At 56.5% G+C, this 12,282-nt stretch carries 9 protein-coding genes; 5 read left to right on the top strand and 4 right to left on the bottom strand.

Translation table 11 applies throughout. The annotated features are described in order from the left end of the window. From HG66A1_RS07325 to HG66A1_RS07315, 3 genes are all read right to left on the bottom strand, one after another. Complete coding sequence (locus tag HG66A1_RS07325) at window positions 1–1,755, bottom strand: FecR domain-containing protein (RefSeq protein WP_145181544.1); 1,755 nt, start codon at window positions 1,753–1,755, stop codon at window positions 1–3. Continuing rightward, on the bottom strand, window positions 1,752–2,282 hold the full coding sequence (locus HG66A1_RS07320) for a sigma-70 family RNA polymerase sigma factor (protein WP_145181543.1): 531 nt from the start codon (window positions 2,280–2,282) through the stop codon (window positions 1,752–1,754). The genes HG66A1_RS07325 and HG66A1_RS07320 overlap by 4 nt, the downstream gene beginning before the upstream one ends. A 658-nt stretch (window positions 2,283–2,940) precedes the next feature. Then, window positions 2,941–5,250 (bottom strand): SGNH/GDSL hydrolase family protein, encoded by a 2,310-nt coding sequence (locus HG66A1_RS07315; RefSeq protein ID WP_145181541.1) that lies wholly within the window; start codon window positions 5,248–5,250, stop codon window positions 2,941–2,943. Window positions 5,251–5,394: 144 nt separating this feature from the next. On the opposite strand from HG66A1_RS07315, the gene HG66A1_RS07310 reads away from it, so the two are divergent. Continuing rightward, the gene (locus HG66A1_RS07310) at window positions 5,395–6,057 is read left to right on the top strand and encodes a hypothetical protein (RefSeq protein WP_145181539.1); all 663 of its coding nucleotides are present in this window, start codon (window positions 5,395–5,397) and stop codon (window positions 6,055–6,057) included. 308 nt (window positions 6,058–6,365) lie between these two features. On the opposite strand, the gene HG66A1_RS07305 is transcribed toward HG66A1_RS07310, so the two are convergent. Next, window positions 6,366–8,246, bottom strand: coding sequence for an FAD-dependent oxidoreductase (locus HG66A1_RS07305; RefSeq protein WP_145181537.1), 1,881 nt, complete (start codon window positions 8,244–8,246; stop codon window positions 6,366–6,368). A gap of 100 nt (window positions 8,247–8,346) precedes the next feature. On the opposite strand from HG66A1_RS07305, the gene HG66A1_RS07300 reads away from it, so the two are divergent. The 4 genes from HG66A1_RS07300 to HG66A1_RS07285 all read left to right on the top strand — a co-directional run bounded on the left by HG66A1_RS07300 (window position 8,347) and on the right by HG66A1_RS07285 (window position 12,242). Next, entirely contained in the window at window positions 8,347–9,060 is a 714-nt protein-coding gene (locus HG66A1_RS07300) for a FadR/GntR family transcriptional regulator (protein WP_145181535.1), read from the top strand. Between the two features lie 26 nt (window positions 9,061–9,086). After that, a complete protein-coding gene (locus HG66A1_RS07295) occupies window positions 9,087–10,157 on the top strand; it encodes a hypothetical protein (RefSeq protein ID WP_145181533.1) in 1,071 nt (356 codons plus the stop codon). A gap of 215 nt (window positions 10,158–10,372) precedes the next feature. After that, window positions 10,373–11,092 carry a GntR family transcriptional regulator gene (locus HG66A1_RS07290; RefSeq protein WP_145181531.1) on the top strand — a complete coding sequence of 240 codons (720 nt, stop codon included), beginning with the start codon at window positions 10,373–10,375 and terminating at the stop codon, window positions 11,090–11,092. Continuing rightward, window positions 11,082–12,242, top strand: coding sequence for a sialidase family protein (locus tag HG66A1_RS07285; RefSeq protein WP_145181529.1), 1,161 nt, complete (start codon window positions 11,082–11,084; stop codon window positions 12,240–12,242). The genes HG66A1_RS07290 and HG66A1_RS07285 overlap by 11 nt, the downstream gene beginning before the upstream one ends. Window positions 12,243–12,282: the final 40 nt, after the last annotated feature.

Here is a 12,282-nt window from a genome sequence, read left to right as displayed (position 1 = left end):
TCAATTCTCTACAGGTTGTGTCACTGATTCAAAAGTCTTCCCCAGTACCAGTCGATCCACGAACAGCGAATCAGAAACTTCCGTGTACTGTCCAATCCGCATTCCCACGACGTTGATCTCTTTCAACGGCTTCGCCCCTGTTTCCTGCTGCACCACGGCATCCGGAGACGCGCTCCGATCACCGTCCGGATTCACCCAGAATTCCAGGCGATTGAAATCAGACGACTGATCTTTCATCACACGCCCCACCAGCAGAAAACATTCTCCGTCGATCAGTTCCCTGGAAAAGCCTTCCTTGTTCACCTCGAAACGGGTAAAGAACTGTTTCTCTTTCAAGCCGAAGTTCGGAACCCGCGAATGGCTGCTCCCCTTGCCCCCCGCCACATCGTCAAACCAGAGGGCAAAGAAATCGTTCTTGTCCAACCCTTCGTACTTCACCAGCAGACTGAAATAGAAATCTTCGGTGAGTGGCTCTGCCAGTTTGCGGGCCATGCGATGTGCCAGCGAAGGATAAGCATGATGATGACCGCGAGATTGCAATACCATCGGTCCCCCCTCCAGTGCGCCCCACTGCAGACGCTGTTCGGGAACCATCAGCCGCGTAAAATTCGCATCAGCCCACCAGCCCTCATGACCGAAGCCCACACCCCCGGTCTGTTCCGACAACGAAGTCGCCCGGTACTCAAATGCTTCACCTGCCAGAATATTTTTGGGTAATGCAGTGTTAATATGCAGCAGCGCGAATTCATTGAAGGGTGCTTCTGCTTCAAAGGGTACCTCTTCTAACGGCGGATAGTTTCCCGATTTCGCCGCGATCAGCTGTTCGGGCGTCGGTACATCTGCAAACTTGGTCGGCGTCACCCGGATGTCGGCCCCCTGTGCATTACCGCGTGTGAACAGCACCGCCTGGCTCGCTTTCAGAATACGGGGCTGCTCTGCCTGAGCCTTGGGTTTGATATCGACCTCCCCCTCAAACACATGTACTTCGGCTTTTCCGAGCGGATCGACAACCGTCCCGAACCGCGTCCCCTGATCGACAATCTCCATCTTCGGCGTATCGACGGTAAATCCGTGTGCTTCGTCAGGTACATACGCGGCCAGCTTGCCATAGTTCAACTTCGCATTCATGGACGAATTCAGTTCAATCTGCGCGGGACCTTCCAGCACCACGCCCGCCCCGCTTTCAAAGCGAATCCGGGCAATCCCCGATTTCAGCCACAGCTGCTTCCCTGAGGCAAACCGGGTTCCATAAGCGATGTCATCCCCCAGCTGCTCGTCTTCCCAGACAGCATCCTCCGTATCCAGCAGCATCCCCACATAACGGGGCAGTTCGATCAGCGGTTCAGGAGTGACTGCCACCGGCTCCTCAGGCAAGTTCGTCTCTCCGTTTCCCCGGAACCAGACGAAGCTCCCCACCAGTAGCAGCAGCACGACGACCACAGAAACCTGCGCCAGATAACCGAAGCCACTCCCCGCAGCTCCCGCAGCCGTAGCTTTCACCACCACAGGTGCGTCCTCAGTCCCCGCATCCGTTTGCAGCGTCTCCAGGCTGATCCCGTCCGGCACCGCCGCATACAGGTTCGTGCTCAAGAGCTGATCCAGGTGCAGCTGGTCCGTGTATTCGTCGATCAACTCGGGATGCGCATTGAGAATCTCGGTCAGCCGCGCATCCTCGACAATCGTCAGCTCATCCGCCATCAATCGGCTGGTCAGCTGCGCCAGTTCATTCCGCAAAGCATTGTCGGTTGAATTCATGTCTGCGCCTCCCGGGCCATCGTCTTCTGGATGCACTCCATCAGCGTTTTACGAATGCGATACAGGGTCATCGAAACTGCATCTGCCGATCGCCCCTCATCCGCAGCGATCTGATTCACAGGCACCGCATCCCGATACCGGCTCTCCACCAGTTGTCGATGCGAACTTGGCAGCTTTTCCATACAGTGCGTCAACGCCTCCGCATGCGATTTCGCCTCGATCGCCCGCCGCGTTGTCGCAGCCGCGATCTGCTCCAGCGTCCGTTCTTCCAGCACCGCCTGTCCGTCGTTCCGCACCCGTTTGAAAAAGGCCAGCGCCTGCAGCTGAGCGATCCGGCACGCCCACGGCAGAAACGGCCGCTCCGGGTCATACTCATCCCGCTTCCGCCACAGAACGGTATTCGTCTCCTGCAGCACATCATCCACATCGGCCGCCCGACGAATCAGCGCCACCAAAAGCCCCCGCAACACAGGCTGGCTCCCGGCAATCAACGCCACATATTCCTCATCCAGATCACGATTCGTCAAAACAAAGGCCCTTCCGCGCGCAAGTCAGGTCTATTCAAAACATCCTGTATCAGTTCATTAGATCAACCATCCCCAATCTAACGCAGTTTCTGATAAAAAGATATTTATTCATCAAACCGAGAAGAGCAGAATAAACATAAAGCACTGCAGAGATTGAACATACGCAACAGTAACGGGTAAGCCCGAATAAAATTCGGGCCGATCGCAGCGAGCAGGAAACTGACAGAGAAACCACCCAACTGAGAAAGACCGCTCCTCAACTCAAACGTACGGGCGGTGCCCACGTGCCCGCCCGCCTCACGGCGAACGAGTTCATTTCCCCTCTCAATGGAACCAGATCAGTCAAGCATCTTAGAGGGTGGGCACGGATGTAATCCGTGCCGAGCGCAGCGAGCAAGAGGTCGCAGCTCACCAAAACAATTCACAACAGAGTCACCAACTCGACTGCCCCAAAATAAGGTACGCCCCCTCACCACATTACAATCCCCCGCGACCTCCTGTTGCCTGCGGCAATACCGGATTACATCCGGTACCACCCACTTTCTCACACGCACTCCCGCCAGAAACACTTTTCGTGTCTTTCGTGCCTTTCGCGCCTTTCGTGGTAGAAAAAATCCCAAGCCTTTCGCAGTAGTATTTTTCGCCCCCTTCGTGGTCCCTACCGCCCGTCATAACCAAACACCCCGAGCACCCGCACCGGCTTCCCTTCCGCCTGCAACCGAATCCGATGCTTCCCGAAAGGCAGCTCCAATATGCCGCGACGGTTCTCAATAAAATGCTTCCGCTCCTGCGAATCGGTAAACGGTTGATTCGTCGGCTGCGACCAGGCCTGCTTGCCGTCCACTTCTGCGACCAGCGTCCCTCCAGCCGGATCATCCAGCCAGGCGATCGACAGCTCATCCGCCTCCACTTCAATCTCCAGCGTCTCTCCCGGCTGCAACAGGAACGCCTGCTCTCCATACGGTGCCCCCCACTTCGACTCGAATGCTTTCACCGCAGACTTCCCCTGCCAGCCTTGCGCCTCCACGCCATAGAAACGACGCTTCAATCCCACCTTGCAATCCACGGCACTCAGCCGCGCACTCGGATTCGGAATCTCGATGATATGCCGATCCCCGCGCGCCAGCCGTCCATGCACGAACGTCGAATTCCGCGGATTGGGAACTGAGAAACTGTGGCGACCATGCCCCGCATGCTCTGCCGGCTGACCATCGATCAGCAGTTGCATCATCTCCCGTTTGTTATCCGCCCAGAGATTGAACGCGGCGTCTTCCAGGATCATCATCCGCCCGTCTACAAGCCGCGGGCTGTCTTTTTGAAACCGGACCATGGTCCCTTCCCAGTTCCGCGCATACCCATTCATCCGCGGCGGCAACTGTTTTTGCGGCACTCCCTGCAGTGTGGCTTCCGCCGGCATCTCGAACACCTGCTCCAGCTGTTTGAACCACAGGTAATGACTGCCGGCGGCGGGATGCCCACCATCGGGGGCCATCGCAAAATAATTGCTGGTCTTTTTCAGATCGATGATCAGCTGCCCCATGTCCGCGAATGGTATTTCGTAGTAGTCGCACAGCTCCTGCATCGGCTCCGTCATCGAATTCGGCTGTCCCTTATCCCGAATCCACATGCACGACACAAACTCGACGCCGGGATAATGACGTTGAAACCAGCGAATCGCCCCTTCATAGGCGGCGATTTCATCCGGCCGGTCGATATGCTCGTTATGCCCGTGCCCGAAAATCACCAGGTCCGGCCCCGGCTTGTTTCCGTTCTCAAACAGCGCGGGATACAGTTCCTGCCAGGACTTCCCGGTCGGGTGGCCGTTCTCATTCGGGTTGGGTGGCAGCTCCAGTTCCGCATAAGCTTTGAAGCCGCTGTGTGACTCGCCAATCGAAGAACCATCGCAGGCCATCACGTTGAGCAGCATCTTCTCAACCGGATAATGAAACTTCCGCAGCAACTCCCGTCGCATCCGTCCCGTATACATGAAATAGTGCTGCGACCAGCCCACATAATCTTGCAGATCGGGCCGCCCCATACGTTCTGCGATCAGACGTTTCATCGCCTCGGGATTACCCGGCCGGGCCTCGATCAGCGGTTCCTTATAATGTGGGCTGGCGGGATCTTCGTCATAAAAGTAGAGCCGCGGATTCGCACTCCCCCGATCGATGCTCGAACCCAGAGTCAGAATCGAAATCGGCTGTCCCGTTGTCAGCTTATCCATCGTGCGGGGAATCTTCTGATACAGTTCGGGGAGTGCGCGGGACGTGGTCGGTGCTGTCTTCGCGGCAGTTTCCCCTTTGACCAGTGCGGGCGAGTTCACCCAGACCCGCTGGTCAGAATCGTTCACGAATTCCACCAGCACGCCCACCACATTGCGAAAGTCAGCATCCGACTCACGCTGTTCTTTAAACCGGGGGTCGATCTTGAGCCCGTTGAGCTGCAATGAAAATTCCTTCCCGGTTACCTGGGATGAAGTCTCCTGCTGCGGCGAGCGTACGAGTTCCCCCCGTCCGTGTTTTGCAAACGTCCGCTTGTCGGGCATTCCGAAGTCCGCCGGCGACCACTCGCCGTCGGCACTTTCAATCAGCATCAGACAAAGCCGCGCCTTGAGTGCCCCGCTCTGTTCCTGTACTCCCTTGACCGACAGACTCACAGTATCGCCCGACTTAAGCTCCAGTTCCGGCAGCGTCGCAAACTGCCAGATCCGTTTGCCCGGCAGAATCTCCACCGCTTTCGCTGATGTGTTGAGATTGAATTTACCCTCTCCGCTTCCGCCGATCACATCCCCCCAGCGATCCGTATTCCAGCAGAGAATCGAGCGTCCCGGTTCAGAGCCAGCAGTATTCCGCAATCCAAACTGGGGATTCTGCAACAGATTAATCATCGGCAAAACGTTATCGGCCACCGCCAGCACAGGAGGGAGACAGAGCAACACAATGGCAAATAAAACAGCAGTCTTTTTCACGGCAGGACTCACAGGCAGGGGATACAAGGTTGGAACTGAATTTGAATGACTCAATCAATTAAACTTCTCTTATCTTACACTGATTTCTGTTTCGAACTCAAAACCAGTTATGTAGGATCAGAAAAAAAACTCTGAAAGCAGATCATGCTCTATACACTCGCCGCAATCTCCTGTTTTTTTCTTCAGTTAGAGCCGGACACAACGTCTGGGGTTAAAGAATTCCCCGCTTATTCCTGTCGTCTGAGGCTGCCAGATCCTTTTTTCACCTGGTCTGAGAAGGAACTGCCTCCGAATTTTCTGGCTGAGTGCAGGAACGGCACCGGTATCAGTCTGGTGCTTTTAGCGCGGGATGCTCCGGACGATGCAAAACTCGACGATTCCACAATCGCTCAGATCCGCAATTCCTATCGGGAAGAAGATCCCGTCAAATTGATGAGTGGAAAACTCATCGTCTTTAAAGATGTCCCCTGTTATCAATATTTACTAAAAATCAAGGCTGAGGACTCCTTTACTGTTGCGCGTACTTTTGCCGCCCATCAAAAGATCTACACACTGTTCCTGAACCTTCCCGGTGATCAGTTAGACGACAAAGAAAATCGCAACCTGATCTTTGACGCGTTCGAATTCATTGGAGAATCACAAACGCCAGAGTCTTCGTATAAACCGCCCATCCCCGAAACCAGAAAAAAGCCCTACAAGCTTTTCACTAACCTCCTCAAATTTTTCTTTGTGATCGTGATAGCAATCTTCGCTATCGGACTCTGGTACCGTAACCGGAACCTGAGACGGGATGATGATGATTTTTAAACATGACGGGTAGGCCCGAATATAATTCGGGCCGAGCGCAGCGAGCAGGAGGTCCCAGCTCACGAGATCAATTCACAACAGAGTAACCACTTGACTGATCAAAAGAGCTTGAGGAACACGCACTCTACAGATCGCATTCACTGCGACCTCCTGTTGCCTGCGGCAATATCGGATTACATTCGATACCACCCACGGTTCGATTTTCTTAAATTCGTACCTGCTTTATCTCGCCAGCACTTACACAAGATCCATTTCGTGCTTTTCGTGTCTTTCGTGGTAGTAAAAAAATCGTATCTCGAATTCCCAATTCAATACACCCTGATCTCACAAACCCGTGCCTGCTCCACACCGTTCGTCCCCGTTATCAACAGCCGCAGTTGAGACACTCCTGCCACCTCCACCTGATGCACCCGGCGGCGCTGCCAGTTCCCTTCCACCGTCACCACAGTCTGCCAGCCATGCCCGTCAAACACCTCAATCGCATAGTCCCGCACCGTTTCCGGCTGCGCCTGTCCCCACAACATCCGCGACGTATACCCGTCGTGCTGACTCAGCGTCAGATGCCGATGCAGGCCCGTATCAAAAATCAGCTGAACTTCATGCACCGCGATCGGCGTCTCCCACTCCAGCAGCAGCGTCGCCGGAAGTCCCGCAGCCGGATCCGACATCCAGCGATGACCGCCCGGTACAGCCCGCTCGGGTGGTGCGCCCCGTTCCCCCTGTACGCTCCGTGTCTGCCCCGAAACCACTTCCGTTGCCCCGAATCCCGTCTGCTCACTGCTGGCAGAAATCCGGGCCGTCCGTGCGAGGTCATTCTCATCTGCACTGCAAATCCCCACCAGGTACGCATCATCGCGTAACAGCCGCTGCTGAATCTCCGCCATCACCTCAATATGAGAACTCAACTCTGCGGGACTCAACCGCCGCTGCACCGCGCACGCCGCCGCGGTCCCCACTCCCTGCCCGATCACCGCGCAGGTCGCCATCACGCGGGTCGACGAAAACGCCACGTGCGTCGCCGAAAGATTCCGACCCGCAAACATCAGGTTACTCCGGTTCCCCGAAACACAGGCCGACAGCGGCACATTATAGAGATGCGGCACCGGATGCTGTCGGCACGGCTCTTCCTCCGCCGCATCGATTCCCGCAGGAGGATGCAGATCCAGTGACCAGCCGCCATAGGCAATCGCATCCGGAAAGTCACGAAACGCAAGCAGGTCCTGCTCCGTCAACACATGCTGTCCGATGAACCGCCGACTCTCCCGCTTGCCCGGTAGAAAACCGAACCAGTCCAGCGCCCAGTGAGCCGCCTCGAAAGGATCGTCCCCCGCCGGTGTGCCCGGCGGTCCGTTCTTCACGTGATCCCAGATCCCCAGCACAATCGCCAGCAGTTCGTCGCGGATCGTTTCATTCTCCTTGATCGTATCCAGCGTGCCGCCCCACTCGGCCCACCAGTATCCGTACTCGTGCGTCGGCTCCTCTTCACCAGGTGTTGCGTAAAGCCGCAGCTTGAGTTCGTCTTTGGTGAATCGGCGTGCCCAGTCGGGAGCCACAAACGGCATCGGCCGCGCATGACGGCGGGCCTGCATCAGAATGGTCGATCCCAGCCGCTCGTTGTCCGCCCTGGCGGGAGCCAGCGTTTCCCGGTAATCGTTCTGGCCTTCGCGGCCCTCCATGAACAGCGCCCCGGCTTCCGCTGCCAGGCGACCATCGCCGGTACAATCGATGAAAACCGACGCCTCAATTGTAAAGCGGTCTTCCGTACTCTGCCGTTCGGCAATCGCCTGCGTGATGCGTTCCCCCTCCAGCCGCACACCGGTCACACAGGTATTCAGCAGCAACGTCAGATTCGGTTCGGCCCGGCACTTTTCATACAGGATCAGGTCAAACATCGAGGGCGACCGCTGCGGATTCCGCACGCAGTTCTCCAGCCGCAACTCTTCGATGATTCCTCCTTCGCGGGCTTCGGTCTCCAGTTCCGCTCCCCGATCGAAGTGCCCCGTGCCGTTCGCCCCGACGATATGCATCCGCACTTCACTCGAAGCATTCCCGCCCAGCACCCCGCGATCCTGGCAGAGAATCACGCGCGCCCCGCACCGCGCTGCGGCAATCGCACAGCAGCAACCCGCCATGCCGCCCCCGGCCACAAGGATCTCAGTCTCTAAGAAATGGTCTTCCAGCATCGACATCGAATATTTCATCCTTTGAATTTGACACACCCATTAAATGTCATATAATAATCGCGAATTGTCATTATTCAAGATTTTTCCACCAAAACAAGACGCTGTAATGACACTTATCAACAAAGAATCGCCCAACTCGCTGGCCCTGGATCTCTCCGAACGCATTCGGCACCGCATCCAGTCCGCCGAGTTTACCGACGGCGATTTCTTTCTCACGGAAGCCGAACTGGCCGAAGAATACAACGTCTCCCGGCGGATTGCCCGCGAAGCCGTCAATCGGCTTTGTGCCCTGGGTCTGCTCGAAGGCCGCAAGCGCAAAGGGCTGATTGTCCGCCACCCCGACCCGGTCGAAGTCTGGGCCAACTGCCTCCCCTCGCTGGCGCGGTCACCGGAAAAACTCGCCGACCTCGCTCACTTCCGTTATGCCCTGGAAGTGGGTGCCATTGAACTGGCCATCAAAAATGCCAGCGAGGAACAGATCACACAACTGGCGGCACTCGCGGAAGAATTCCAGCAGACCGCCGGCACTCCTGAAGACCGCCCCCGACGCATCGAGGTTGAGCGACAGTTCCACGGCCTGATCCTGGAAATGTCCGGCTCTCCGATCATTGCCGACATGCAGAAACTGCTGGCGACCCTGTTTGAAAATTCCTACCCCGCCCGGGAAACACCTGTCCTGGCCGAGGAAACCAACCAGCGCATCATCTGGCAGCACTTTGAACTGGTCGACGCCATCAAAGACCGCGACGTCGAACGGGCCCGCTCCGTACTGCGTTCGCATCTGAAATACCTGTTACTCACACCACCGCAAACCACCTGAAACTTTTTCTGACGAGGTTCGATAACATGCAGCAACTCGCCCCCTCCCTACTGACCGTCCTGGCCCTGCTCGGCAGTCTTCTGACTTCTCCTGCATTATTGATTGCAGGCAGTGATAATGATCTGCCCGCAGTCGATGTCACCAATGTCCGCCAGGTCTTCGATAACGGCGAACACAATGCCTTCACCGACATGATCGAATTCAAAGGCAAGTACTACCTCACCTTCCGCACCTGCCCGGGCGGCCATATGCTGTTTCCCACCTCCCGCATTCTGATCATGCAGAGCGACGATACCAAAACCTGGAAACAGGTCGATGAATTCTCGGTCCCCAAACGCGATGTCCGCGATCCACATTTCCTGATCTTCAAAGACAAACTCTTCGTCTATACCGGCACCTGGTACTGCGGCGACTCCGCTCCCAAAACCCGCACCATCAACGAGCATCTGGGCTTCGCCGTCTGGTCGGCCGACGGTAAAGAGTGGTCGAAACCGATCATGCTGGAAGGCACCTACGGCCATTACATCTGGCGTGCTGCCGCCTATGACGGCAAAGCCTATCTCTGCGGGCGCCGCATCCGTCACTTCGCCAAAGACGACCAGGGACGCGAACTGATCGAAACCGCCATCCTGGAAAGTGACGACGGCCTCGTCTGGAAAACCGCCAGCCTGTTCAACGAACGCCAGGGAGACGAAACCGCCTTCCTGTTCGAAAAGAACGGCGACCTGCTGGCCATCGGTCGCAGCGGATCCAACCCCGCCTGGGTCATGCGTTCCCGACCTCCCTTCGACCACTGGGACCGTAAACAGCTCGACCGCTATATCGGCGGCCCCCTGCTCGCCAAATGGGGCGACCGCTACGTCGTCGGCGGACGTCAGCGCAAGGACGGCAAGTACGTCACTTCGCTCTACTGGTTCAAAGACAATCAGCTGCACGAATTCGCCACGCTCCCCAGTGGCGGCGACAACTCGTACCCGGGTATACTCGTCCTCTCGCCGGATCACGCCGTGATTTCCTGGTACTCCAGCCACGAAAAAGACAAGAACGGCAAAACGATCACCGCCATCTACATGGCCGATCTGTGGCTGAAGAAATAATTATTGATGCTCCAGATCTATCTGCGTTACAATGCACAACAGGGAAAGTGTCGGCCGGTCCGCGCTTTCCCTGTCCGCATCCTGCCTGAAGTCGATCAGGGACTCCCAGCTTCCGGGGAAAAACCAAAACTTGACGCCTTCGATATATCACGATATATTAAAAGCATCCCGTTTTACATTTTTCCGATCTCAACAGCTGCAGATACCAACGCCCGATGGAAGACGTCTCTAAAAATCTGACCGAACAATCTTATCAGTATATCAGGCAGCAGATGGAACAGAACGTCCTCGCTCCCGGAACCCGTCTGGTGAACCGCAAACTGGCGGAGGAACTGGGCGTGAGTGCCATTCCAGTGCGGGAAGCGATCTGCCGTCTGGCTTCAGAAGGACTCGTCGAACACATTCAGGGCTCCGGGGCATTTGTGCGAGAGATCAGCCGCGAAGACCTCGACGAACTCTATGTCCTCCGCGACCTGCTGGAAAGCTTCGCTGCCGGCGAAGCAGCACAGTTCATCTCCCAGTCGCAACTGGAAGACCTGCAGTTCATCATCGATGATCTGCGCGAGATCACCGCCGACCTCCAGGAACGTCAGGCCAGACATACCACACCGGCCCAGTTCAACCGCTGGGTCGATCTGGAGACCGAATTCCATGAGATTCTGATCGAAGCCTCCCGCAATCGGTTGCTGAAAAAAGTCATCCAGGACCAGCGGACGATCACCGACGTCTTTTATGCACTGAGACAGTTGAAGCACAAGATCATCACACCTGCCAGCGCCGAGGAGACGTGTCTTGGAAAAGAACAGCTTCTGGATGCGTTAAAAAAGCGAAATCCGGAACAGGCCCGGCAGATCATGAGCGAACAGATTCAGGCCGGTCGGCGTGACGTACTGGCATTCATGCGGAAACAGGAACGGGGAAAACATGCAACTTGAACATCTCGAAACCGGACTGCTGTTTAAAAACCCCAAACCGCACGTCCACAGCGTACACGCATATTTTCCCTCGGTTGTTGTCCTGCCCGACGGTTCCCTGCTCGCCATGTACATGCTGGGGGAAGCCTTTGAAGCCGTCAACCTGCAGCCGTACCTCTCCCGCTCACAGGATCAGGGCGCGACCTGGGAACAACTGGGACCACTGGAGACCGCCGTCCCCGGGCATGAAACTTCCACATTCGGACGTCTTTCGATCACAAAAAGCGGGGAAATCATCGCAAACCTGGTCCGGTTTGACCGGACCGGACGGACTGAGGAAGGTCTCTGCAACCCCGAAACCCTGGGTATGGTTCCCTCAGAGCTACTCCTGATGCGTTCCATCGATCAGGGGCAGACCTGGAACAATCCGGAGCCGGTCTCTACACCGCTTGCGGGTCCGGAATTTGAAATGTGCAGCCCCATTACAGAACTCAGAGATGGCCGCTGGATCTGGTCTACCTCCACCTGGCGCGACTGGGAGGGACAACTACCCAACGGCAATCGACAGTTGGCCTTCGTTTCCAACGATCAGGGAGAAAACTGGAGTGACTACCTGGATATCATGCACAGTCCGCAGAACAACCTCATCTTCTGGGAATCGAAGGTGATTGAAATCCCCGACGACAGACTGCTCTCGGTGGCCTGGTGCTATGATGAAGCCAGCGGCCAGGATCTCCCTAACCAGTACGCGCTCAGTGATGACGGGGGGGCGACCTGGTCGTCTCCTGCTTCGACGCAACTGACAGGCCAGACACTGACCCCCTGTCTGCTGGAGGACGGCAGTCTGCTGAATATTTACCGCCGCATGGATCACCCCGGCCTGTGGGCCTGCCTGTCCCGGATTGACGAACAGGGGCACTGGACCAATCTCGATCAGCAGCCGCTCTGGGGACACAATCTGCTGGAAGGCATGACGCACACGAGCGTAAATATGTCGGAAACGTTTGCTGCTCTCAAGTTCGGCGCGCCACACATCAGCCGGCTGCCCGACGGAGACCTCTTCGTCACCTTCTGGTGTTATGAACAGTGCGTGAGCGTCATTCGCTGGTTCCGGTTTTCGGTGTCTCCACAAGAAATACCGCGAGAACAGCAGACGACTGCCCACTGCTGATTCTCCTCGGAAGTTTCACTTCCCCATGCTCTTTTCCCGG

This window comes from Gimesia chilikensis, assembly GCF_007744075.1.
GTDB lineage: Bacteria > Planctomycetota > Planctomycetia > Planctomycetales > Planctomycetaceae > Gimesia > Gimesia chilikensis_A.
Note: the sequence above shows the minus strand (reverse complement) of the source record. Positions and strands in the feature narration are given on the sequence as shown.